The following is a 22,737-nucleotide window of genomic DNA, read 5'->3' as shown; positions in this document are numbered from 1 at the left end:
ACGAATGACGCGCCCCCTTGCAAAATGCTGCATTGCAATAGTGATATCGCTTATGCGAATCAATCGCATTATTGTCATCGCCCAAAAGTATAATAATCAGCGCCTTACGGTGAACAAGCGGCTTTAGTGACATATTGCAACGCCATATGGCTGCCGAAACACCACAGGAGAGCTAACTGCCAGGACCGGACGAGACCGGTGCGGATTACACGCCAGTTTGTCGCGCTTGACTACTTCGATGAAAGGGAAGCGCAGACCGAGCGGTGTTCACCTGCGATATCGGGCTGCAGGGCTTTGTCGGCAACTCATCGCTACCCGGCGCATTTGCAGATTGTATCCTGACCCGAGGCATTGAAGGAACCCGACTTGCCCGCAGCCTTTTCACGCAACGCTCCCACGGCGTTGCATCCTCTTCACGGAATCCTGCTCGCATTCCCGGTGGCATTGTTTCCCGGAGCGTTGGCGGCGGACGCAACCTATCTCAACAGTTCCGAGATGCAGTGGTCGAATTTCGCAGCCTGGCTGATCGCAGGAGCACTGGTCTTCACCGGACTGTCGCTGGCATGGGCGCTCGTGCGGGCGGTAATGCGGTACACGGGAAGCCGCGGGCTTGCGATAATTCTGGGTGCCCTGTTCGTTGTCGGCCTTATCAACGCATTCCAGCACAGCCATGACGGCTGGAGTTCGGTCGGGACAACCGGTCTTGCCCTATCCGTGATCTCCACCGTGCTGGCTCTGGCTGCGGGCTGGATCGGCTATTCGGTGCCGAAGGAGGCGCACGCATGACCACACTTCGACATGCCGTGCTGACGCTAGCCGTCCCGCTGGCCCTCTCCGCCTGCGACAAGGCGCCCAATCTCGACCAGACCGGAGCCCGCCCCCAACTTCCGGGACAGAAGGAAACGCTGCTCCCGCCGATGAAGATCGCGCGCCCCACGGGCTGGAACGGCGCCATGCCCAGTGTCCCGCAGGGCTTTACGATCACCCCGATCGCGACGGGCCTCAAAGTCCCCCGCCAGACCCTGGTTCTGCCTAACGGCGACGTGCTGGTTTCCGAGGGCCTCGGCGGCAGCGCTCCCAAGCTGCGCCCCAAGGACGTGATCGCCGGCTATATCAAGAGCCTTGGCAAGAGCGGCAGCAAGGGCGGCAACCGCGTAACTCTTCTGCGCGATCGCGACGGTGACGGCAGATACGAATTGCAGACCGTGCTGATCAACGGCCTTAATGCACCTTACGGCCTGGCGCTGGTCGATGGCGACCTCTATGTCGCCAATCAGGACGCGCTTCTGCGCTTCCCCTATCGCGATGGCGCGACTCACATCGACGGTCCCGGCGACGTGGTGACGAAACTGCCCGCCAATCCCAACCACCACTGGACCAAGTCGCTCACCGCCAGCGCCGACGGCACCCGCCTTTATGTCGGCATCGGCTCCAACAGCAACGTTGGCGAACGCGGCATGGCTCTGGAGGAAGAACGCGCCGTCGTCTGGGAAATCGACCGCGAGAACGGCACGCACCGTACTTACGCCTCGGGCATCCGCAATCCCACAGCGCTGGCGATCAATCCCGCGACACAGGCGCTCTGGGCCGTCGTCAACGAGCGTGACGAACTGGGCGCCGATCTTGTGCCGGATTACCTGACTTCCGTGCGGCCGGGCGCGTTCTATGGTTGGCCCTACAGCTATTACGGCGATCACGTAGACCCGCGCGTCCGTCCGCAGAAGCCGGAGATGGTGCGCAAGGCCATCGCCCCCGATTATGCGCTCGGCTCGCATGTCGCCGCGCTCGGGCTGACATTCCTGACCGGAGGCGGCTTCGGAGGCAATTACGCTGACGGCGCCTTTGTGGGTGAGCACGGGAGCTGGAACCGTCGCCAGTTGGCCGGATACAAGGTCGTGTGGATTCCCTTCACCAACGGCCGCCCTTCCGGCAAGCCGCGTGATTTCGTGACCGGTTTCATCGGCCCCGATGGAAAGGCACGGGGCCGTCCGGTCGGCGTGACGTACGATCCGGTCCGCCGCGCGCTGATCGTCGCCGACGACTTGTCCAACACGGTATGGCGCATCACGCCCTCCGCCGCGCGCTGAATAGCAGAAACCCTTTGTAACGCGACTGGATCGAACCCCCGGCCGCCCCATGCGTTGCCTTGCGCAACACAGGGGAAGAATGCTTGCGTAAATCGATCATCGTTGGCGCGCTGCTGCTAGCGGGCTGCAACAGCCATCAGTCCGCGTTGGCGCCGTTCGGGCTGGAGGCGCGCTCGACGCTGACGATGACCACGGTGCTGGTGATCGGCGCTGTCGTTATCGCGCTGGGGGTAGCGCTGGTCTTTGTCCTCGCGGTGCGCGCGCCGGAGGGGCGACTCGATCACGCGGGCGGCATGCGCATGGTGCTCTGGCTCGGCGCGATCGTGCCGACGGTGGTGCTGACGGCGCTGCTGGTCTGGGCCCTGCCCGCGATGCGCCCGCTGCCTGACGCCGTGCAGAACTTGCGCGTGCATGTCGAGGGCGAGCAGTTCTGGTGGCGCGTGCGCTACAAGCCGCAAGGCCAGCCGCCCCTGATCTCCGCCAACGAGGTGCGCATCCCGGTGGGTCGCACCGTGGTGTTCGAACTAACCGCGACCGACGTGATCCACAGCTTCTGGATACCCGGCCTCGCAGGCAAGATGGACATGATCCCGGGACGCACCAACCGCCTCGTCGTAAAGGCCGACAAGGCGGGCACCTATCGCGGCATCTGCGCGGAGTTCTGCGGCCTCAGCCACGCGCTGATGGCGTTCGACGTGATCGCCATGGAGCCCGCCGCCTTCGATGCATGGCTCGCCGCCAGCCGCGAACCGCCGATGCGCACGGAGGGACGCGGCGCCGCGCTGTTCGAGGCCAGTGGCTGCAATGCATGTCACTCCCTGAACGGCGGCGAGGGCATCGGCCCCGACCTCACCCGCTTCGGCGAGCGCCGCACGCTGGGCGCAGGCATCCTTCCTCCGACCGTGGCGAACACCGCCGCCTTCATCCGCGATCCCCACAAGTCCAAGCCCGGAGCCCGCATGCCAGCCTACGCCGCGATGCCCGAAGCGGACGCGCTGGCCATCGCCCGCTGGCTGAAGGAGCACGGACGATGAGCCTCTACGATCAGGACGACGTTGCACTGCGCGAAGCGCAGGAAGCGCGGCTCCGAAAAGTGTGGGAGCCGCCCAAGGGGTTGTTCCTGCGCTGGACCGACACCAACAACAACCGCGTCGGCGTGTGGTACGTGCTGACCGCCTTCGGCTTCATGCTGTTCGCAGGCGTGCTCGCGCTCATCATGCGCATGCAGCTGGCGGTTCCGGACAACGATCTCGTCGATGCGGGGACATTCAACCAGCTGTTCACGCTGCACGGCTCGGTGATGATGTTCCTCTTCGCCGTGCCGATGTTCGAGGCCGTCTCGATCATCCTGCTGCCGCAGCTGCTGGGCGCGCGCGACTTGCCGTTCCCGCGTCTTTCCGCCTTCGGGTACTGGTCGTTCCTGATCGGCGGGGTCTTCGTTTCCGGCTCGATCTTCTTCGATGCCGCGCCCGATGGCGGGTGGTTCATGTACCCGCCGCTGACCACGCGCACGGACCTCTCCGGCCTTGGTGCCGACATCTGGATGCTGGGGCTGTCCTTCATCGAGGTGTCCTCGGTCGCCGCTGCGGTGGAACTGATCGTCGGCGTGCTCAAGTGCCGTCCGCCGGGAATGCGGCTCAACCTGATGCCGCTCTACGCCTGGTACATCCTCGTCGTCGCGGTGATGATCCTGTTCGCCTTCCCGCCGCTGATCGCGGGTGACGTGCTGTTCGAGATGGAGCGCCTGCTCGATTGGCCGTTCTTCGATGCGCAGCGCGGCGGCGATCCACTGCTGTGGCAGCACCTGTTCTGGATCTTCGGTCACCCGGAAGTCTACATCGTTTTCCTGCCCTCCATCGCCTTGTTCGCGATGCTGGTGCCCACCTTCGCGCGGCGGCACCTGCTGGGCTATCCATGGATCGTGCTGGCGGCGGTGGGCACCGCGTTCCTGTCCTTTGGCCTCTGGGTCCACCACATGTTCGCGACCGGGCTGCCCAAGATCAGCCTCGCGTTCTTCTCCGCCGCGTCGGAGGCGGTCGCGATACCCACGGCGGTGCAGATCTTCGTGTTCATCGTGACGCTCTGGGCGGGCCGCGTGGTCTGGTCGACGCCGCTGCTCTACGCGACGGGCAGCCTTGCGATCTTCGTCATCGGCGGCCTGACGGGTGTGATGGTGGCCGTGGCCCCGTTCGACTGGCAGGCGCACGATACCTACTTCGTCGTCGCGCACCTGCATTACGTGCTGATCGGCGGTACGCTGATGCCACTGTTCGCCGGGCTCTATTACTACTGGCCGCTGATTACGGGCAAAAAGCTGTCCGACAGGCTGGGGCGCACGGCGTTCTGGCTGATCTTCGTGGGCGCGAACCTGTGCTTCTTTCCGATGCACCTGTCGGGGCTGGAGGGGATGCCGCGCCGCGTCTTCACCTACCCGGAGGAGCTTGGCCTTGGCGGGCTCAACCTGGCATCCACTATCGGTTCGTTCGTGATCGCGGCGGGCGTGGCGGTGATCGTGCTGGACCTGTGCCGCTCGCCGTGGCGACAGAAGGCCCCGCGCAATCCGTGGGCTGCGGGCACGCTGGAGTGGCTCGCCCATCCCGATGACGAGGACTGGGGCATCCGATCTATCCCGCTGATCGAGAGCCGCTATCCGATCTGGGATCAGGAGGATTTCGTGCGCAAGGTGGACGAAGGCCGCTATTTCCTGCCCGATGCTGAGGAGGGCCGGCGCGAAACGATCGTGACCTCGGTTCTGGACGCGCGGCCGGTTTCCGTCATCCGCCTTGGCGGGCCGAGCTGGCTGCCGATACTGACGGCGGTGGCGCTGGGCGGGGTGTTCATCCTGACGACCTACCACTTCTACTGGGCCGCGCTCGTCTCGGGCATGCTGACACTGGCGCTGGTGCTAGCATGGCTATGGACCGGGACTGCGGAGATTCCTGAAAAGCCCTGCAAGCCGATCGGCCACGGCATCGAACTGCCGCTCTATATCTCGGGTGATGCAGCGCCGGGGTGGTGGGCGATGTTCATCACGATGATGGCCGATGCGACGGCATTTTCGGGGCTGGTGTTCGGATACTACTTCTTCTGGACCCGGCACGCGGATTTTCCGCCGATGGCGATGGCAGATGGGCCGGGTGTCCTCTGGCCGATGGCGGCGTTGGCAGTCGGCTTGGCAAGCTGGTTGGCAACAGTCGGGGCGCGAAAAATACACGCGCGCGGCAAGATCGGTCTTGCCCGCGTGCTGGTGCTGCTGGGCATCGCGGCCAGCCTTGCCGGTATCTACGCAGGTCTTGCCGGACCATGGCTCTCGGGTATGGACCCGCAGGCGCACAGCTACCCCGCGATCGTCTGGACGTTGGCGATCTGGACCACGGCGCACTGCGGGGTTGCAGCGATCATGCTCGCCTACGTGCTCGCCCGCAGCCTGGCAGGCAAGATGACGCCGCAGCACGACGCCGACATCCGCAACGTCACGGTCTACATGCACTTCCTCGCGCTGACGGTGGCGGTGACCTACCTTACCATCGGTCTGTTCCCGGAGTTCGCATGATGGGTGAGCGGCGCAAGTGGCACGAAAGGCTCAAGGTCACGCTCTGGACGCTGATTGTACCGCCCACGGTCTGGGCCGGACACTTCCTGTTCAGCTACCTGTGGGCGGCGATTTCCTGCGCCAAGGACGGGCGCTTCGCGAAGTTCCCGATGCTGTTCACGGTCGGCACCGTGATCGCGCTCGGGCTGATCGTGCTGTCCGGCTGGGTCGCCTGGAAGCAGCAACGCACCGTTGGCGACCCGCCTCCACACGAGCAGGGCACCGAGGTCGACCGGCTGCGCTTTCTGGCGAAATCGACCCTGCTGCTGGCGGGCCTCAGTTTCGTGTCGGTGCTGTTCAGCGCACTGCCTGTCGTGTTCATCGGAGACTGCCGATGAGGCGTATGGCGCTGATATCCTGCCTTGTTCTGATGCCGGTGGGCTGGGCGCTGTCGGACCACGGCATGACCGGGCACATGGCCGGCCACATGATCGCGGTGGCCGTGGCAGCACCGCTGCTGGCGCTTGCGACGACCGGGAACCACGCAGATCCGGCGCAGCGCTGGCCCCGCGTCATAACGCCAATGAAGATGATGCTGCTGGACCTCCTGACTGTCTGGGGCTGGCACCTCCCCACCCTGCGCGCCGCTGCTGATGCATCGTCGGTATTGGCAGCGCTTGAACACCTGAGCTTCCTTGCCGCCGGTTTCCTGCTGTGGAGCGCAGCTCTCCACAGCCCCGCACGGGTCAGCGGCATCGGTGCGCTGCTGCTAACCTCGATGCACATGACCCTACTTGGCGTGCTGATCGGCCTGGCGCCTCGCCCGCTCTATCATGGGATGCACCACTCCGGCGAGCTCGACCCGCTGGCGGACCAACAGCTTGGCGGCGTGGTCATGCTGGTGGTCGGCGGGATCAGTTACATGGTCGGCGGCCTTGCCCTGCTTGGCGCCTTGCTGCGCGGAGAAAGGAGCGCTTCGGCATGATGGTAAAGATCACGATCGGGCGCGTCGTGCTCGTCCTCTGTGCGCTTGTAGCGCTGGGTCTTGGTGTCGCTGCGGCAGGGCTGGTGCCGATTGCCGCGTCCTCCGGCCACTGGAAGATCACCGACTGGTTCCTCCACTGGACCATGCAGAACTCCGCCCGCACTTACAGCGCGGTGCAAACGCCGAAGTCGGTGCGCGACGACAGCGGCCTCGTCAGCGCGGCCGGCCACTTCCGACAGGCATGTCAGGTCTGCCACGGCGCGCCGGGCGAACCGCCATCCCCGGTCATGCAGGCGGCAACCCCACCCGCGCCGGATCTTGCGAAGACGGCAGGCCACTACACCGACCGCGAACTGTTCTGGATCATCCGCCACGGGGTCAAGTACACCGGCATGCCCGCATGGCCTGCCTCGGGCCGCGACGACGAAGTGCGCCGCATGGTCGGCTTCGTGCGTCGCCTGCCGACGATGACTACGCAGCAGTACCGCGACTTCACGGAGCAGGCCCTGACAGCCGCCGCGCCGTCCGCCGCCGCCGGTTGTACTGGCTGCCACGGTGCGGACGGAATGGGCAGGGGTCAGCCCGACATCCCCGTCATCGCCGGACAGGATACCGCCTACATCGCGCAAGCCTTGCGCCAGTACCGCGCAGGAAAGCGAGGCAGCGCGGCAATGCAGGCCGCTTCCGCCGGGCTCGACGACCGCGCTATCCGCACGTTGTCCGCATACTATGCAGGGCTTGAAGGACTTCCGCGCACCTCCATCGTCCCTCTGCACCCCATCGCGGCGCAAGGGCTGCCCGAGGCGCAACTTCCCGCCTGCGCAAGCTGCCACGCCGAAGGAAAGCCGCCCCCCCGCATCGCCGGGCAAAGACCGGAATACCTCGCCGAACGCCTGCGCCAATGGCGCGGAGACGACACCGTAATCGATGTGCACAAGCCCCGGCAACCGATGGCGGTGATCGCCCGGCGCATCCCGGCCGAAGACATCGACCAGCTCGCCAAAGCGCTGTCGCGCGCAACACCATAAGGCCGGTAGGAACCGCCGTCAGACTTCGACAGCGAGGTCGTCGTAATCAGACAGAGTCCCGCCACGGGCCAACACGGCTTCGTAATCGGCCTTACGCCGCTCATCGATCTGCGTATTGCTTAGACCGCGGCCCCAATAGCCGGTGATCGCCACGTCCTTTTTGGAAACACCAAGCGTCGTGAAGTGCTGGCGGATCGCGCGCATTTCGCGGCGCTCACCAGCGGCCCAGACCACCCGGTCCGGGGCATCCGGCAGTTCCCTGGCGTAGCGCAAGAGCATATCCTCTCCCTCGACAGGATAGAGATGAGCCAGGTGCAGCCCATCGATTCTGGGCAGTTCGGCAAACGCAACCGGATCACGCGTAACCACCCAGCCTTCGCCGGTCACCCCATCGGGCCAGCGCTGCAGCAGAGAATATAGCGCCGGGATCGCAGTCTCATCAAGAAACAGCGCCATCTTGCGCCCCCCTGTCTCGGGCAGGCTCATATGCGGACGCGGCCCCGTCAGGGCGAAACTGTCGCCAACCTTCACGCCCGCGACCCACTGCATCATCGGGCTCGTGCCCTCGTGCAGCACCACGTCGAAGCGAAAACGCCCCGCTCCGTCGCTGTCACGTACCGTATAAATCCGTGAAATTTCCTCTCCTTCGTGACGAAAATGCAAGCGAAAGGCAACATTGGGCACGCACCAGTTCGGGTCTTGCGTCGAGCCCTGGAGCCGCACTCCGATGCGCTGGACCGAGAAGCCGGGACGCTCAATTGTTTCCACCACAGCAAGGACATCATGCAGGCCCTTGTCATGGTCCTCACCCCGCAGCGCGCTGGACGGGCGGGATGCGGGACTGACTGGGGCGGTCGTGGATTCGGTCATTCGATGATCCTCGGACAAAGATAGACGGGACATGGAGGCAACGCAGGCGCGGATCGCGGCATGCGCTCAGGATGGGGGCGCCGCGAGTGCACAGGCTTTGGCTTCGTAGTGCAAGGCACGTTGCCTGCAGCGTTCGGCCAGCCTTCCGACAGCTCTGGTCGCCTTGTCGCGCTCTTCCCGGGCAAGGCGGCGATAATAGGCGACGTCGATCTGATCGAACATCACAGACGATCTCCTTTCCATGACGCTCCGCGTCAGCCGCTATGCCTCGTTCGAAGCGATCTGCGGGCCTGCGCCTTTCTTAACGGCCGAACGTGACACGACACGGGGGCGGAAAAGGTGGTCGGGACGAGCAAGGCAAGGAGCCGCCCCGACCAAGGGTCACAGGATGAAGGAACGCCCCATGACAAGCGTTCCTTGCGGGCTTGTGGCTTGACGAGAGAGACAAGCTACGATTCAAATGCTATTGCGACACATTCTCATATGCAAGCAGTTTCTTTTTCATTCGCGAATATAAACTCGCAATCCTCAGGTTTTGGCGAATTCGCGCAGCCGGTGCGCGTATAACGTGAGCGGATAGAGCCGCAGACCCTTGGCACTCAGCCTTTCGGCGCACGTCGATATCACCGATGCAAGGTCATCCTGCGATGGCGCCTGGCATCCGGGAGCGACGACCCGCTGCGCGACGGCGAGCCACGACAGCAGCATCAGTTCACTGGCGCCGACGTATGGGGTGCCAACCGGCAGGACGGGGTACCCGCCCGCCCGTGCCAGATCGCGCAGACGAGCAAAGTCGTCCGCTACGCCGCGGCCGCCGGCTGCCCCCTCATGCCCTCGTAGAATGGCAAGCACCTGCCGTTCCACGTGCGGGCGTCGGCTCAGGGAGCGGGTTTTCGTCAAGGCACGAACCGGGGTGCAGGTTCGGCCGACAAGGACGACCAAACACTATCGCGAGACCCGGTCCGGGCACGGGATCGTGCTGCGGATGCCATTGCAAGCAATGCGATTGCCATCAGCACCGCCGTTATATCCACCAGCACCAGTTCCGAATGATCGTAAAGGCTCTTGCCGCCCAAGATGCTTGCTGCAGGGATACAAAGCATGGCGATGGCGCCAAAGACGCAGAGTTCCGATCCCGCCTTGGCCGCTCCACGTGCAAGCGCCCAGACGGTGAAGACCACAAAGACGGCGTAATAGAGGGCGCTGTGCACGCCATATGTGGCAGCGGGGCCAAGCAGTTTCGCCGCGGCCAGCGTCACCGCAATTCCTGCCACGCAGCCAAGCGGAACTCCTGCGGTCAGCGCGCCCAGAACCCGCGTGGCGCGGGTCTGTTGAGGCGCACCAGACTTGCGCTCACGCTTGCGGCGGCTTTCCACCCACAGCAGGTTACCCGTGTAGAACAGGAAGGCGCCGGCCAGTCCCATCAGGAAATAGGCCCATCGGATCGGATAGCCGCCGAAGCTTCCGAAATGCAGCGTGAACAACCCGGTGGTAGTGGCCGCCCAGCCGTTCTGCATACCCGGCATGAAGTTGCGATCGACGATTTCGGCGGTGTTCGGATCGAGCCCCGCGATGCCGTAGGTCGGCCCCCGCTGGCCATAACGCGGATCGCTGCCCTGGACTCGCAGTGCAGGCAGGATGCCGCCCCCCTGTCCGTAGACGATCTGGTGCGGCGTGAAACCGGGGGCCTGTTGCCTAAGCCGCTGGACGATCTGCAGGGGCGTGATCGTGGGCGTCCCTTCTATGGATGCTTCCGCGCGCATCATCGGCCGAGCCCGGCTCGCCGCGTCCGAGAACGCAAGGCGCTGCGCCCCGTAGAACTCGTCGTGAAAGGCGAAAACCACCGCGGTGAGCGCGATGATGATGTGGAACGGCAGGCTCATCAGGCCCAGCAGGTTGTGCAGGTCGAGCCACATGCGCTTGACGTTGCGGCCGATGCGCAGGGCGAACAGATCACTCACCAGGCTTGGCATCAGCACCGCGATGCCCGAGATCATCGCGACCACATAGAGGAGAGAGAGGCCACCCATGATCGGCATCGCCAGCCAGTGCGGGAACGGCAGGCCGACCTGCTGGTGCAATACATCGATGAAGTTGGCGACCTGCGAGCGCTGCTGCGTCTCCACCTGCAGCGAGCCATCGGGCGCGAGCGAGGCGAAGTACGTCGCGCCGCCGCCATGCTCGCCGCGCTTGCCGCCCGGCGCGCGCCAGCTGACGCGGCCCGGATGCGCGGCGTCGATAACGAGGTTGACCTCGTAACCGCGTGCGGCGTCCGGATAGGCCGCCTTCACTTTGGCGACGAGTTCGGGCGTGCGCTTCAGCGACGGAGGCGGAGCAAGAGCCGATGGTGGCGAGGCCCAGCGTTGCAACGGCTCCTCAAACATCGTCAGAGCGCCCGCATAGAAGGCGATGAACAGCGCAAGGCCGGCGATTATGCCGACCCAACCGTGGATTTCCTTGTACATGCGGACAAGGTCGGTGGGCAGTTTCATGATGCGTGCAGTCCCCCCAAGGCCACCAGCGGCACCCAGGTCACGAAATTGGCGAGCGCCAGCCACAACCAGGCGCGCAAGGATGTGCGAAAGAGAAAGACGAAGCCCAGGATCAACGGCCAGATCAGTGCCATGATCCACATGCCCAACTGTCCCTGCGCGGAGAAATAGGCATCGCCGTAGCCGGTCCCGAGCCGGAACAGCCCCGAAAGCGCCAGCGCGAAGGTGAAGCCCAGCACCAGCCCCGCCCCGGTCTTGCCGGCCCAGTCGCGGCTCGAAAGGGGGCGGGTCATCGGGAACCTCCCCGCTCACGCCGGGCCCAAGCGATGGCGACCGGCACGATCGACCAGGTCGTCATGAGCAGCGTGGCCGCGATAAACAGCGTGGTCGCCGGCCCCGCCCAGCTCAGCAGCAGGACAAGGCCGATGACCAGCATTGCCGCCCCGCCCCACCCGAGAGCAGCGGGCTCCGCGGGCAAGGCGCCCCAACGCTGGTGCGGCGCGGCAAGGTAGAGCGCGATGGCGGCAAGCATTACACACGCGCCGCCCGCCACGGGAACCATCACCACCGGAACTGCAGCCGAGCCGTCAGTGTACGCCCTTCGCCGTAATAGCAGGCGGACAAGGCGATGCAGGTGGCGACGTAGCGCTTGTTGGCCACATTGCGCGCATTGAGCGAAAACGATGCCCCATCGAGTGTCGGGCTCAGCTTGCCCAGATCATAGCGCGCGAAGAGGTCGAACAGCGTGTAGTCCGGGATCGCGAGATTGGCGGCATTGGTGTTATCGCCGAAGCTCTTGCCGGTATAGCGCGCGCCGCCGCCGAAGCTCAGGCCATTCTCCAGCTTCTGGCTGACGAAGACCGAGGCCATCCAGTCCGGCACCGCCGCCAGCTTCTTGCCCAGCTGCGCCGCAGTGTTGGTCTGGGTAATCTCGCTGTCGCTGCGGGTCACGCTGCCGACCACGGCCATGTTCCACGGAAGCGAGGCCTTGGCCTCGAACTCGATGCCGCGGATTCGCACTTCGCCGGTCTGCACCAGGCAGTTGGCATCGTCGCAGGAATGGCCCGGATAGGCGGCGAGCTCCTCGGTGCTGGAAGAGGTGGTAATGTTCTGCTGGGTGATCTGATAGGCGCCCAGTGTCAGGTAGATGCCCTTATGCTGATAGCGCAGCCCTCCTTCGAACTGCTGTCCGGTGGTGGGCTTGAACACCGCACCCGTCAGGTTCGTCGCGGGATCGCTGACTTGCGGCTGGAAGCTCTCGGCATAGCTAAAGTACGGCGCAAGCCCGTTATCGAACAAGTAGACCGCGCCCGCGCGCCAGGTAAAGGCATCGCTTTTCGACACGAAGCCGGTTGCCGTGCGCGGATTGTACTGGTCATCCTTGTACCAGTCCTGCCGCCCGCTGATCGTCACCCGCAGGCGATCGAGGCTGATCTGGTCCTGCAGGTAGAGGCCCGCCTGCGTGCTGACCGTCTGCACGAAGGTCTGTGGTACAAGGCTGGCAGCGATCGTCGAGGCGCCGCGCGGCTGCGGGTCGAAGATGTCGAGCAGCGGCAGCGTGGCGGTGTAGTAACGGTAATGCTCCCACTTGGTGTGGAAGTAGTCGAAGCCGCCCAGCACCACGTGCTTGACCGGTCCTGTGGCGAAGTGCACCTCGACCTGGGTATCGGTGGAAATGCCGTCGCTCTTGCCGTTGCCCTGCACGGCACGGCGGCCGATCGTGGCCCCGTTGATGCAGCCGGTGATCGAGCTGGAGCAAGGGGTCAGGCCGGTTTCCGTGCCATAGGTATTCCCCGTTAGCACCACCACTTTGTACAGGCTGTCGAGGTGGGTGTAGCGCGTGTTGTTGCGCACCGTGATCGCATCGCCGAACTTGTGCTCGAAGAAGCTGGCCGCAAGGTACTGGTTGCGATCGTAGGTGTTCCAGTCGGGCTCGCCAAGGTTGTCGCCCAGCTTGATGTACTGCCCGTTGCTTTTGCGCAGGGCGCCGGCGGCAGGAAGATACTGGAAAGTCGCGCCGCCCTCGTCGCGCTGGTACTGGCCAAGGAGGGTCCAGGTGGTCCGGTCGTCCGGCCGCCAGGTCAGGCTTGGCGAAATGTAGTAGCGGCTGTTCCGCACGTTATCGACCTGCGTATCGCCGTAGCGCGCCAGACCGACCACCCGCGCCGAAAGCGCCGATGTTACCGGTCCGCCGACATCCACAGAGCCTTGCGTGTTCCACTTGCCAAGATCGGTAATGCCGACCGCCTGCAGCATCATTTCGGCGTGGAACTGCTCGGTGGGTCGCTTGGTGACGATGTTGACCATTCCGCCCGGCGCGCTCTGACCATAGAGCGTTCCCGAAGGCCCCTTGAGCACTTCGACCTGCTGGATCGCGAAGGTGTCGAACGAGGTGCGCGTCCACTGCCCGCCGGTGGGCAGGCGGATGCCGTCGACGAAGTTGTTGTTCGAAGAGAAGCCGCCCGCCGCGAACCCGCGCACCGTCACTTCGTCCACGCGGCTGTCGAGACCCGAAGGCGCAGCCTGAACGCCTGCCGTATAGGCTAGCGCGTCCGAGATCGTGGGCGAGGCCCGCAGGTCCATTTCCTCACGGCTGACGACCGAGATCGACTGCGGCGATTCGATGATCGGAGTGCTGGTCTTGGTCGTCGACGTGGCCGATGACTGGCCCGTCGCGGTAACCACGATGACCCGGCTGGATGCCTCGACATCATCAGCCGCCTGAGCGTGGGCAATACCGGACGTCCCCGCGAGCAAGGTCGCGGAGAGCAAGCAGATTCTGGTCATGAATTCCCTGTTCGTGCCGTATATCGGGCAAGGATCGGGCCGCACGCGCAGTCCACTGCGCCCGGCGGAAAGGCTATGCCGTTCCGCCGATTCTGCCCTTGCTCGAAAAGATGATCGTATCGCCGTAAATGCGACCGGCTCTCAATAGTAGCGCGCCGGGCCTGCTCCAATGGGCATTACTGTCGCGCGGGGCACGAAGACTGTCGCGTCAGGCACACCCTCTGCCACGCATCGGCGGAACACCAAACACACGGCGATACGCGGCAGTGAAGGCCGAAGGACTGGCGAAGCCGACCTTGTAACCGGCCTCTGCGGCGCCCAGGCCCTGCTCCTCGATCATGACTCGCGCCATCGCCATGCGCCGATCGCGGACGTAGCCAAAGACGGTGGTGCCGAAGGCCTTGCGGAAACCGGCCTGCAGGGCATTGCGGTTAAGCCCGACCCGTCGCGCCAGTTCGATCGTGCCCGGCGGCGCCAGCAGCGCCTCGTCCAGAATGCCGCGCGCAGCCATCACCGCGTCGTGGCTGCGCGGCCGGCCCCTGGACGCTTTCTCGCCGATCTGCGCAAACAGCCGAAGAGATTGCAGCATCAACTGCACCGCCATGGACTCGCGGAACAGGTGGCCAAGAGATCCGTGATAACGCTCTTCGGTCAGCATGGCCGCCATGCGCGTCATCGTCTCCGTGCGCGGCAGATGGTGGCTGCGAAAGCCCGGCGCCATCAGCTTGTCCAACGCCTCCAGGTCCGCTGCCGACAGAGCATCGGCATTAGCCTCAAGAAACGGCGCCCGCACGCCCAGTTCAACCCGCTTGCACCCCTGTCCTGGTGCCAGCACGCGGGAACAGAGCCGTGGCTCTCCCAGCCCGACGATATGGGCGCATTCAAGTTCGCTGTGCACCGGGTCTTCGCCTTCCGCCACGAAGTGCCCGTTAGCCCCTTCCAGCAGAAGGGTGATCATCACAGAGCGCTCCACCGGCTGCGAGATCGCCGCGCCGGTTGGGCACCGCAGTTCGCATGCCGAGGCGAAAAGGTGCGGCACGACATCCTCGACCCAGAACCAGCCTTCGAAGGCGCCGGCCATCTGCTGGCGCTGTTTCTGTACAGGGTCGGCGGCCGCCAGCGCCTGATGGGCTGCTTCGCGAACGAGTTCGTCGGCGAAAAAGGCTCCGTCTACGAAATGTGCATCCATCAGCTCAACCCTTATAGTTCAACCTGTATCGTTCGACCTGTGCCATTCGGGCATCGGTGACGATGCGTTGCACAACCGGCGAGAACGCCATAGCCGCCCCCTGACCCCTGAGCTGCGAGATCAGCGACGGTGCGGCTAGAAGGAGTCAGATGAACCAGACAATTGCGAACTGCAATCAATAAGGAACTCGTCGTCGCCGCTGGCGCGCGAGCACGCGCAGGTATGTCGCTCACACCGAAGGGGATAATCGATCGCTATGAGGCAGTTCCAAAGGCGCCCCTCTGTGAGCTTTCGAATGGCTTGCTGAATTACGCGTACGCGGCCAACATCAGAGACACGGTTTGCCCCAGGTGAGTGAGATGGAAGCAGCATTCTGGCGGTTCGCGCATAAACACTATCACAGCAAATCGCTGTCGAGCCTGACAGACCTCGCAGCGCTAACCTGGGCGCTGTTTTTCGTTCTTGTTTACAGCACGGCCTTGCTGGCGGATTGGCGGCCAAACGTGTCAGAAGCAATGGTAGGTGTCAGTCTGATTGGCGTGCCGCTGATGTTCGGTATTGCGCATCGACGTATTCGACTTGAAGCGTCTAAGGGACCGACCGCCCTTTATCGCAAGAGGGTGAAGACAAATCGGTAGGCCCGCTTATTCGCGCCGCGATGCTCAAAGCCGCCATCAAGGTTTACGCCCGAAGACGACATCAAGGCCCGTCCATTGCCGACACGTCGATATGATAGAATGCATGCAGGACGAGTTCTGAAAAGCCTTACTAAAAACCGAAAGCGTTTAAATTACATCTTCGTGTTGTTTGCGAGCCTTTTCACATTCATGTGGGGCGCAACGCTCGTAGATTCGGCGTTCAATTGCAGGTGGGGATGGGAGCCGCGAATCTGCTCGCCCTCCTGACATGGTTCGGGGTGACGGCTTTGGCTCTGGCTGCAACCATTTTTCATGAACGGACAGTAGAACCGATCTGGCCCCTTCATGGTCCTGCCCCCTGTCCAAACCGGGTCGTTTCCGCTAACGGCGCGCGGATGCAAACGACGACCGCGACTCCGAAAACTTACCGCGTCAAGAGCTTCGGCTGCCAGATGAACGTCTATGATGGCGATCGCATGGCCGAACTGCTGGCCGAACAGGGCATCACCGCCGCGCCGGAAGGCGAGGAGGCGGACCTCGTCGTGCTCAACACCTGCCACATCCGGGAAAAGGCCGCAGAAAAGGTCTATTCCGACATCGGCCGTCTGCGCCGTGATGATGGCACTTCGCCGCTGATCGCGGTCGCCGGCTGCGTTGCGCAAGCCGAGGGTGAAGAAATCATGGCCCGCGCGCCCGCCGTGAAGATGGTCGTGGGCCCGCAGGCCTATCACCGCCTGCCCGAAATGGTCCGCGCCGCCAGCGAAGGCAAGCGCGTCACCGATACCGACATGCCCGCCGAAACTAAGTTCGACGCCCTGCCCCGCCGCAAGCGGTCCGGCCCCACGGCGTTTCTGACGGTGCAGGAAGGGTGCGACAAGTTCTGCACCTATTGCGTGGTTCCCTATACGCGCGGCGCCGAAGTCTCGCGCCCTTATGCCGCGCTTGTCGACGAAGCGAAGCTGCTGGTGGAAGCCGGTGCGCGCGAGATCACGCTGCTGGGCCAGAACGTGAATGCATGGACCGGAGAGAACGCGAAGGGGCAGACCGTGGGCCTGGACGGGCTGGCGCGCGAACTCGCCGCAATCCCGGACCTCGCGCGCATCCGCTATACCACCAGCCATCCCAACGACATGGCGCAGGGCCTGATCGATGCCCATGCGGACAACGCCAAGCTGATGCCGTTCCTTCACCTGCCGGTGCAGGCGGGCAACGACCGTGTGCTGAAGGCGATGAACCGCAGCCATACGGTGGAAAGCTACCTTGAAATCCTTGAGCGGGTGCGTGCGGTGCGGCCCGACATCGCGCTTTCGGGCGACTTCATCGTCGGCTTCCCCGGCGAAACCGACGCCGAATTCGAAGACACGCTGAAGCTCGTCGATGCGGTCGGCTATGCGCAGTGTTTCAGCTTCAAGTACAGCCCGCGCGCCGGCACCCCCGCCGCAACTATGGGCGACCAGATTCCCGCCGCCGTGATGGACGAGCGGTTGCAGCGCCTGCAGTCCGCGCTCAATCGCGATCAGTTGGCATTCAACACCGCAACGCTGGGCAAGACCTGCGACGTGCTGGTGGAGCGCAAGGGCAAGCACCCCGGCCAGTGGCTGGGCAAGTCTCCCTGGCTGCAGTCGGTCCACTTCACCGGCGAAGCTGAAGTGGGTCAGATCGTGCGCGTGGAGATCACCAGCGCCGGGCCGAACAGCCTTGGCGCGGTTCCGCTCTCCGCAGAAGTGGCGTGAACCGCCAGCAACTGGTCCTCGTCCCCGGCCTGACTTGCGACGCGGAAGTTTTCCGCGCGCAGACGGCCGGGCTGGCGGACGTGGCCGACATGACCGTGGCCGATACGCTGAGCGACGGCACGATCGCGGCCATGGCCGAGCGGCTGCTGGACGAGGCCCCCGATACGTTCGCCCTCGCCGGGTTCTCGATGGGCGGCTACGTGGCGATGGAAGTGATCGCGCGCGCTCCCGAACGGGTGACGCGTCTTGCTCTGCTCGACACCAGCGCCACTGCCGATGCGCCCGACTATGCCGCCGTGCGCCGCGCCGCCGTGAAGACGGCGCAGGAACGCGGGTTCGAAACCGTGCTGCGCGGCAGCCTTGGCCTGCTCGTCCATCCTCAGGCCGATCCGGCGATCGGCGATGCGGTAGTGGCGATGGCCCTGCGCGTTGGGATCAAGGCGTTCGAGCGACAACAGGGCGCGATCATCGCCCGAGCCGATCCGCTGCCGGGACTGGGCTCCATCGCCGTGAAGACCCTGGTGCTGGTGGGCAATGATGACCGCACCACGCCGCCGCGCTATTCGCGCACCATCGCCGGGGCCATACCGGGTGCGACGCTGGTGGCGATCCCCGAATGCGGCCACATGGCTCCGATGGAGCGGCCCGATGCAGTGAACGCCGCGCTGCGCGACTGGCTTTCGGCCTGAACGGCCCACCGCATACGAAAAAGCCCCGAAACTGACGCTCCGGGGCTCTTCGTGCAAGAGGATGCGCTTCTTACCAGAAGAAGCCGTTATGGACCGTCACGACGCGGCCGGTGCGAGCATTGATCATCACCACGTCGTTGTTGTAACGCACCCACCGATGGCCGGCACGCGGCGCGGGCAAGCGATAGCGGGCGTAATCGCGCACCCAGTAGCGGTCACCGTAATAGGCGGGCTGGAAGCGGTAGCCCACGCTTACCGGGCGATAGCGATAGCCGCGCGGGCCGACATAGGCCGGGCGATGATAGACGTTGCGGTTGGACCGGCGATAATCGCGCCAGTCCTCGCGCAGCTCCTGACGCGAATCGCGGACATCGCGGCGCGCCTCGCGGACATCGTGGCGGCTGCCGTAGCGCTGGGCCTGACGCAGATCGCGTTCGTCACGGCGTACCTCGTGCGCGCTGTGGCGCACTTCGCGGGCGCTCTGCGCCGAAGCCATTGTCGGAGCCGCAACGGTCGGCAGGGCCACACCGGCCGCCAGGGCGATCATGAAGAACTTGCGCACCATTATTCTCCTTCTTCGTAAGGACCGTATCCGGCCTTCTGGTTCAAAACTGCCCGCTCGCTCCTGAACGACCCGGGAATGCGGCGTGCAGCGTGGGGACATAAGTGTCGCACCCCTGCGACAGTTTCATGCCGGAGCGCCGAAACGCGCAGTTATCCCCGACGAAACGCTGGGAATTTGCATTGCCCCTCCTTGCAGCATGAGCCCTGCGGAGCCATCTTCACGATAGAACGAGGCATCAATCTCGCATGAAAGGAGCACATGGCCCGCAAAGCAGCCCGTGCCGTTGACCCGGCGCAGTTCCGCCCTGAAACTCACCGTCGGGCGCGTGTCGAAATAGATTTCGACGAACCCGTGTTGCTGGGGGCCCTGTTCGGCCAGTTCGATTCAAACCTCGTGCAAGTGGAGAACCGCCTTGGCGTCTACATTTCCGCGCGGGGCAGCAAGATTCAGATCGAAGGGCCGGACGATGCCGTCGCCCGCGCGCGCGATACACTGAAAGGCATGTATCACCGGCTGGAGATGGGGCAGGCGCTTGATTCCGGCGCCATCGAATCGCTGATCGCGATGAGCACTGAACCCACCCTCGAAGGCATCATTACCGGTGACGCGGGCGCGCCGCCGATCATGATCCGCACCCGCAAGAAAACGATCGTGCCCCGGTCTGCCACGCAGATCGACTATATGCGCCAGCTGGCCAAGTCGGACGTGATCTTCGCGCTTGGCCCGGCGGGTACGGGCAAGACCTATGTGGCGGTGGCGCAGGCGGTCAGTCAGCTGATGACCGGATCGGTCCAGCGCCTGATCCTGTCACGCCCGGCGGTGGAAGCGGGCGAAAAGCTCGGCTTCCTGCCCGGTGACATGAAGGACAAGGTCGATCCCTACCTCCGCCCGCTCTACGATGCGTTGTACGACTGCATGCCGCCCGAACAGGTGGAACGCCGTCTGGCGAACGGAGAGATCGAGATCGCGCCGATCGCCTTCATGCGCGGCCGCACGCTGGCCGACGCCTTCGTCATCCTTGACGAAGCGCAGAACACCACGCGCGAACAGATGAAAATGTTCCTCACCCGCTTCGGCCAGAACAGCCGCATGGTGGTGTGCGGAGACCCGCGCCAGGTCGATATCCCCGGCGGCGACCGCCATTCCGGCCTTGCCGACGCGGTGTCGCGGCTCGAAGGGGTGGAAGGCATCGCCGTCACCCGCTTCACCGCAGCAGACGTGGTGCGCCACCCAATCGTGGGGCGCATCGTCGAGGCTTACGAAGGGCCGACCGAGTAACGTTCCCTTGCCGGGGCCTTCGGCACGCTCGCAACGGAGCGGCATCAAAAGCCCCGGCACGCGGCGTTACTGCGCGGCCTTCTTCGCCTCACCCTCATCCAGTTCCTTGCGCGAAATTCCGAGCAGGCCAGCCAGCTTGTCCTTTTCCGCGCTCTTGAGTTCCGCATACTTACGCGGAGCCGGCAGGTTGGCGGTCGATGCCTTCACCTTTTCGACGATGGCGGGCATTTCCTTCATCAGCCGGGGCATCAGCGCCTGCATCTTGTTCATGACTTCAGGCGACATCATGATGATGTACGAATCCGCCGCATAGGCCCTGCCGGTGGGCGTGGCGAAAAAAGCGTTCATTTCCTGCAACTGCTTCGTATCGAACCGTCCCGCATAGGCGCTGGCAAGGCCATCGCGGATATCGGGCTCGAATTGGGTCATCAGGCCCATCATGTCGGTCATCATCGTGCGGGTCGAAACCTGCATGCGCTGCTTGAAGGCGGGGTCGTAGATTTCCATGATCTGCGCCATCGTGCCACTTCCCAGCTGCGAGGTGTCCACGCCGCTGATGCCGGCCAGATCCTTGAGCGGCAGCTGCATCATGGAGTCCATGATGGAATCCATCATCTTATCCATCGTGCCGTTCATGATCCGCCCGTAAGTGCCGAGCGGAAAAACATAGTCCACCGTTTGCCTGGCAGCGGCAAGGCGCGCCGCATCGGTGACGGGAACAGAAACGGCGTTCGGCGCAGCCTCAGCGGCAAGAACGGGCGAAGCGGACGCCAGCAGGGCGGAGCAGGCGGCAAGAACGAAACGCATCAGAAAACTCCCATGGTTCGCACGAACGGGACGCCGCAGGGCATATCCCGTTCGCCGCAATGGGAAAAACGAAAATGTCGGTCGGTCGCAGAAGGCTTCAGGCGCATCCCGTCGTATAGGGCTTCGACAGGTTTGGCCTCAGCGGGGCTGGAGGCTGCAAATCCTCCCCTCGCCCTCAGCTTGTCGAAAGATCAGAGCCCAGCCTGCAGCAGCCACTCGTGGAAGATGCGGACCGGCCGAGCTTCCAGCGACTTGGGACGGCACACGAACCAGTAGCGATAGGGGCTTTCCACGTCGATATCGTAAAGCCGCGCAAGACGGGTATCATGCGAACGGCGAAAGTGATCGTCGTGCATGATCGCGATGCCAAGGCCCTGCGCCGCTGCTTCCAGCACCAGCTGGCCAGAATCGAAACGGTCCACCGATGCGGGATCGAGGTCCGGCAGGTCGATCGCCCTCTTCCACGCATCGAGGCTGTCGGGCAAATCTTGATGGATCAGGAAAGTCTGGCGAGACAGCTTGGCCTCATCCGGCACCGAACCCAGTTCTTCGGCCAGCGCCTGCGAAGTGATCGCGTAGACCTTGTTATGGTCCAGCTGCACCCGGTAATACTGCGGGTCGGGTTCCTTCGCGAGGATGATCGCGGCGTCCAGCGTATCGCCGACGCGGTCTTCCAGATGCGCGCCGGTATCGATGTCGATGTGCAGGCGCGGATGCAGCTTGCGCAGTTCGGGCAGGCGCGGGAACAACCGCTGGCCGCCGAAGAGCGAAGGCACACCCAGATGCAGGCGCAGCACCTGGCCGCGATCGATCTGCGCTTCCACCGCTTCGGCCAGTTCCTCCAGCTTGGGGGCGATGGCCGTGTAGAAGGCCTGGCCTTCGTCGGTCAGCTTCATTGCCTGATGCTGGCGGGTGAACAGGCGCTTGCCGGTAAAGTCCTCCAGCGCGGCGACACGGCGCGACAGGGCCGAAGGGCTGAGCGCGAGTTCGTTGGCGGCCGCCTTGGCGGAACCAAGGCGCACCACGCGCACGAAAGCCTCAAGCGCGCGAAGAGGGGGTAAACGGCGTACAGGCACTGTTCTTCTGTCTTTTCACTCAGTTGGGGCCACCGCCGGGGATTCGGCGGCAGCGGTTATTCGGCCTCGCTCTCCAACTCTTCCACCGGCGGGTGGAGCCGCAACCGCGTCACGCGCCGCTCGTCCCCATCCGTCACCTCTATCTTCCAGCCGCTGTCGTGGTCCAGGACGGCACCCACTTCAGGCACCTGCCCGGCCAGCACGAAAGCAAGGCCGCCGAGAGTATCAACCGATTCCTCGACTTCGGCCAGCCGCGGATCGATCCGCTCGGCCACATCGTCAAGTTCCGCTCGGGCGTCCGCGTCCCACATACCTGCGTCGATTGCAACCAGCAATTCCTCGGGCGCATCGTCATGCTCGTCCTCGATCGAGCCGACGATCTCCTCCACGAGATCCTCGATGGTGATGATGCCGTCGGTGCCGGTGTACTCGTCGATGACGACCGCAAGGTGTGTGCGCTGCGCCCGCATGTCAGCCAGCACGTCCAGCGCGCCGCGCGATTGCGGCACGTAGAGCGGCTGGCGCATCAGCGTGGTCCAGTCTTCCGGTGCCGGATCGCCGCGCGCCAGCAGCGGGAACACATCCTTGATGTGGATCATGCCCCTGATGGCGTCCAGCGTCTCTCCGTAGACGGGCATGCGGCTGTGGCCGTGCTCGGCGAAGGCATCCACGACTTCGGCCCATGTGGCCGACGCGGGAATGGCCACGATCTCGCTGCGCGGGATAGCGACGTCGTCGGCGTCATGTTCGCTGAAATGCAGGAGATTGCGCAGCATCTGCCGCTCGATCGGCGAAAGATCGCCCTTCGCGGTCGATCCTTCGTCGGTATCGCCTTCGTGCTCGTTGATGGCTTCTTCAAGCTGGGCGCGCAGGGACTGGTCGCCCTCTGCATAGAAAAGCCGCTTGAAAGCACGCCAAAGCGTGTTGGTACTGTCTCCTTCTCCGGACGCGGAGTCGGCGTGGCGGCCATTGTCGGCCATG

The 22,737-nt window shown here is 64.2% G+C and carries 23 protein-coding genes; 11 read left to right on the top strand and 12 right to left on the bottom strand.

The genetic code is table 11. From position 1 onward, the window contains the following. Window positions 1–366: 366 nt before the first annotated feature. The 7 genes from A8V01_RS25085 (at window position 367) to A8V01_RS25055 (ending at window position 7,632) form a co-directional block, all read left to right on the top strand. Window positions 367–786, top strand: coding sequence for a DUF2231 domain-containing protein (locus A8V01_RS25085; protein ID WP_103099050.1), 420 nt, complete (start codon window positions 367–369; stop codon window positions 784–786). Next, entirely contained in the window at window positions 783–2,087 is a 1,305-nt protein-coding gene (locus A8V01_RS25080) for a PQQ-dependent sugar dehydrogenase (protein WP_103098980.1), read from the top strand. The genes A8V01_RS25085 and A8V01_RS25080 overlap by 4 nt, the downstream gene beginning before the upstream one ends. Window positions 2,088–2,170: 83 nt before the next feature. Next, a complete protein-coding gene (gene coxB, locus A8V01_RS25075; RefSeq protein WP_103099049.1) occupies window positions 2,171–3,121 on the top strand; it encodes a cytochrome c oxidase subunit II in 951 nt (316 codons plus the stop codon). After that, window positions 3,118–5,640: a cytochrome c oxidase subunit I gene (gene ctaD, locus A8V01_RS25070; protein WP_103098979.1), complete on the top strand. Its 2,523-nt coding sequence runs from the start codon at window positions 3,118–3,120 to the stop codon at window positions 5,638–5,640. The genes coxB and ctaD overlap by 4 nt, the downstream gene beginning before the upstream one ends. Then, window positions 5,640–6,017 carry a hypothetical protein gene (locus A8V01_RS25065; protein WP_103098978.1) on the top strand — a complete coding sequence of 126 codons (378 nt, stop codon included), beginning with the start codon at window positions 5,640–5,642 and terminating at the stop codon, window positions 6,015–6,017. Before ctaD ends, A8V01_RS25065 begins: the two co-directional genes overlap by 1 nt. Next, a complete protein-coding gene (locus A8V01_RS25060) occupies window positions 6,014–6,604 on the top strand; it encodes a cytochrome c oxidase assembly protein (RefSeq protein ID WP_103098977.1) in 591 nt (196 codons plus the stop codon). Before A8V01_RS25065 ends, A8V01_RS25060 begins: the two co-directional genes overlap by 4 nt. After that, entirely contained in the window at window positions 6,601–7,632 is a 1,032-nt protein-coding gene (locus A8V01_RS25055) for a c-type cytochrome (RefSeq protein WP_103098976.1), read from the top strand. Before A8V01_RS25060 ends, A8V01_RS25055 begins: the two co-directional genes overlap by 4 nt. 18 nt (window positions 7,633–7,650) lie before the next feature. Here the strand turns inward: A8V01_RS25055 and A8V01_RS25050 are convergent, their stop codons facing one another. The 8 genes from A8V01_RS25050 to A8V01_RS25020 all read right to left on the bottom strand — a co-directional run bounded on the left by A8V01_RS25050 (window position 7,651) and on the right by A8V01_RS25020 (window position 14,970). Then, window positions 7,651–8,502, bottom strand: a complete 852-nt coding sequence (locus A8V01_RS25050; protein ID WP_103098975.1) for a siderophore-interacting protein — start codon at window positions 8,500–8,502, stop codon at window positions 7,651–7,653. A gap of 66 nt (window positions 8,503–8,568) precedes the next feature. After that, on the bottom strand, window positions 8,569–8,724 hold the full coding sequence (locus A8V01_RS28825; protein ID WP_170066062.1) for a hypothetical protein: 156 nt from the start codon (window positions 8,722–8,724) through the stop codon (window positions 8,569–8,571). A 306-nt stretch (window positions 8,725–9,030) separates the two neighbouring features. Further along, window positions 9,031–9,354 (bottom strand): hypothetical protein, encoded by a 324-nt coding sequence (locus tag A8V01_RS25045; RefSeq protein ID WP_146037385.1) that lies wholly within the window; start codon window positions 9,352–9,354, stop codon window positions 9,031–9,033. A 44-nt stretch (window positions 9,355–9,398) separates the two neighbouring features. Further along, a complete protein-coding gene (locus A8V01_RS25040) occupies window positions 9,399–10,994 on the bottom strand; it encodes a PepSY-associated TM helix domain-containing protein (protein WP_103098973.1) in 1,596 nt (531 codons plus the stop codon). After that, window positions 10,991–11,287 (bottom strand): hypothetical protein, encoded by a 297-nt coding sequence (locus A8V01_RS25035; RefSeq protein ID WP_103098972.1) that lies wholly within the window; start codon window positions 11,285–11,287, stop codon window positions 10,991–10,993. Before A8V01_RS25035 ends, A8V01_RS25040 begins: the two co-directional genes overlap by 4 nt. Continuing rightward, window positions 11,284–11,562, bottom strand: a complete 279-nt coding sequence (locus A8V01_RS25030) for a hypothetical protein (RefSeq protein ID WP_170066061.1) — start codon at window positions 11,560–11,562, stop codon at window positions 11,284–11,286. Before A8V01_RS25030 ends, A8V01_RS25035 begins: the two co-directional genes overlap by 4 nt. After that, window positions 11,556–13,781 (bottom strand): TonB-dependent siderophore receptor, encoded by a 2,226-nt coding sequence (locus tag A8V01_RS25025; RefSeq protein ID WP_103098970.1) that lies wholly within the window; start codon window positions 13,779–13,781, stop codon window positions 11,556–11,558. Before A8V01_RS25025 ends, A8V01_RS25030 begins: the two co-directional genes overlap by 7 nt. A gap of 208 nt (window positions 13,782–13,989) precedes the next feature. Beyond that, window positions 13,990–14,970 carry a helix-turn-helix transcriptional regulator gene (locus tag A8V01_RS25020; protein WP_103098969.1) on the bottom strand — a complete coding sequence of 327 codons (981 nt, stop codon included), beginning with the start codon at window positions 14,968–14,970 and terminating at the stop codon, window positions 13,990–13,992. A gap of 359 nt (window positions 14,971–15,329) precedes the next feature. Here A8V01_RS25020 and A8V01_RS25015 point away from each other — a divergent pair, with 359 nt between their 5' ends. The 3 genes from A8V01_RS25015 (at window position 15,330) to A8V01_RS25005 (ending at window position 18,030) form a co-directional block, all read left to right on the top strand. Next, the gene (locus A8V01_RS25015) at window positions 15,330–15,608 is read left to right on the top strand and encodes a hypothetical protein (protein ID WP_103098968.1); all 279 of its coding nucleotides are present in this window, start codon (window positions 15,330–15,332) and stop codon (window positions 15,606–15,608) included. Window positions 15,609–16,003: 395 nt separating this feature from the next. Next, on the top strand, window positions 16,004–17,341 hold the full coding sequence (gene miaB, locus A8V01_RS25010; RefSeq protein WP_103098967.1) for a tRNA (N6-isopentenyl adenosine(37)-C2)-methylthiotransferase MiaB: 1,338 nt from the start codon (window positions 16,004–16,006) through the stop codon (window positions 17,339–17,341). After that, the gene (locus A8V01_RS25005) at window positions 17,338–18,030 is read left to right on the top strand and encodes an alpha/beta fold hydrolase (RefSeq protein ID WP_103098966.1); all 693 of its coding nucleotides are present in this window, start codon (window positions 17,338–17,340) and stop codon (window positions 18,028–18,030) included. The genes miaB and A8V01_RS25005 overlap by 4 nt, the downstream gene beginning before the upstream one ends. A 70-nt stretch (window positions 18,031–18,100) precedes the next feature. Here the strand turns inward: A8V01_RS25005 and A8V01_RS25000 are convergent, their stop codons facing one another. Beyond that, the gene (locus A8V01_RS25000; protein WP_245892827.1) at window positions 18,101–18,592 is read right to left on the bottom strand and encodes an RcnB family protein; all 492 of its coding nucleotides are present in this window, start codon (window positions 18,590–18,592) and stop codon (window positions 18,101–18,103) included. Window positions 18,593–18,853: 261 nt separating this feature from the next. Between A8V01_RS25000 and A8V01_RS24995 the strand changes: the two genes are divergently transcribed. Next, complete coding sequence (locus tag A8V01_RS24995; protein ID WP_103098964.1) at window positions 18,854–19,873, top strand: PhoH family protein; 1,020 nt, start codon at window positions 18,854–18,856, stop codon at window positions 19,871–19,873. Window positions 19,874–19,939: 66 nt separating this feature from the next. On the opposite strand, the gene A8V01_RS24990 is transcribed toward A8V01_RS24995, so the two are convergent. The 3 genes from A8V01_RS24990 to A8V01_RS24980 form a co-directional block, all read right to left on the bottom strand. Then, a complete protein-coding gene (locus A8V01_RS24990; RefSeq protein WP_103098963.1) occupies window positions 19,940–20,680 on the bottom strand; it encodes a DUF2059 domain-containing protein in 741 nt (246 codons plus the stop codon). A 191-nt stretch (window positions 20,681–20,871) separates the two neighbouring features. Next, the gene (locus A8V01_RS24985; RefSeq protein ID WP_103098962.1) at window positions 20,872–21,756 is read right to left on the bottom strand and encodes a LysR substrate-binding domain-containing protein; all 885 of its coding nucleotides are present in this window, start codon (window positions 21,754–21,756) and stop codon (window positions 20,872–20,874) included. A gap of 56 nt (window positions 21,757–21,812) precedes the next feature. Further along, window positions 21,813–22,736, bottom strand: a complete 924-nt coding sequence (locus A8V01_RS24980; protein ID WP_103098961.1) for a hemolysin family protein — start codon at window positions 22,734–22,736, stop codon at window positions 21,813–21,815. Between the last annotated feature and the right edge of the window lies 1 nt (window position 22,737).

Source organism: Novosphingobium guangzhouense (genome assembly GCF_002896965.1).
GTDB classification, from domain to species: Bacteria; Pseudomonadota; Alphaproteobacteria; order Sphingomonadales; family Sphingomonadaceae; genus Novosphingobium; species Novosphingobium guangzhouense.
Note: the sequence above shows the minus strand (reverse complement) of the source record. Positions and strands in the feature narration are given on the sequence as shown.

Bases quoted from the DNA above. Each gene is read 5' to 3' on its own strand.
- miaB (WP_103098967.1), top strand. From the start codon at position 16,004: ATGCAAACGACGACCGCGACTCCGAAAACTTACCGCGTCAAGAGCTTC.
- A8V01_RS28825 (WP_170066062.1), bottom strand. From the start codon at position 8,724: ATGTTCGATCAGATCGACGTCGCCTATTATCGCCGCCTTGCCCGGGAA.
- A8V01_RS24980 (WP_103098961.1), bottom strand. From the start codon at position 22,736: ATGGCCGACAATGGCCGCCACGCCGACTCCGCGTCCGGAGAAGGAGAC.
- A8V01_RS25040 (WP_103098973.1), bottom strand. From the start codon at position 10,994: ATGAAACTGCCCACCGACCTTGTCCGCATGTACAAGGAAATCCACGGT.
- A8V01_RS25065 (WP_103098978.1), top strand. From the start codon at position 5,640: ATGGGTGAGCGGCGCAAGTGGCACGAAAGGCTCAAGGTCACGCTCTGG.
- A8V01_RS25025 (WP_103098970.1), bottom strand. From the start codon at position 13,781: ATGACCAGAATCTGCTTGCTCTCCGCGACCTTGCTCGCGGGGACGTCC.
- A8V01_RS25015 (WP_103098968.1), top strand. From the start codon at position 15,330: ATGGAAGCAGCATTCTGGCGGTTCGCGCATAAACACTATCACAGCAAA.
- A8V01_RS25050 (WP_103098975.1), bottom strand. From the start codon at position 8,502: ATGACCGAATCCACGACCGCCCCAGTCAGTCCCGCATCCCGCCCGTCC.
- A8V01_RS24995 (WP_103098964.1), top strand. From the start codon at position 18,854: ATGGCCCGCAAAGCAGCCCGTGCCGTTGACCCGGCGCAGTTCCGCCCT.
- A8V01_RS25060 (WP_103098977.1), top strand. From the start codon at position 6,014: ATGAGGCGTATGGCGCTGATATCCTGCCTTGTTCTGATGCCGGTGGGC.
- A8V01_RS25035 (WP_103098972.1), bottom strand. From the start codon at position 11,287: ATGACCCGCCCCCTTTCGAGCCGCGACTGGGCCGGCAAGACCGGGGCG.
- A8V01_RS25020 (WP_103098969.1), bottom strand. From the start codon at position 14,970: ATGGATGCACATTTCGTAGACGGAGCCTTTTTCGCCGACGAACTCGTT.
- A8V01_RS24990 (WP_103098963.1), bottom strand. From the start codon at position 20,680: ATGCGTTTCGTTCTTGCCGCCTGCTCCGCCCTGCTGGCGTCCGCTTCG.
- ctaD (WP_103098979.1), top strand. From the start codon at position 3,118: ATGAGCCTCTACGATCAGGACGACGTTGCACTGCGCGAAGCGCAGGAA.
- A8V01_RS25080 (WP_103098980.1), top strand. From the start codon at position 783: ATGACCACACTTCGACATGCCGTGCTGACGCTAGCCGTCCCGCTGGCC.
- A8V01_RS25055 (WP_103098976.1), top strand. From the start codon at position 6,601: ATGATGGTAAAGATCACGATCGGGCGCGTCGTGCTCGTCCTCTGTGCG.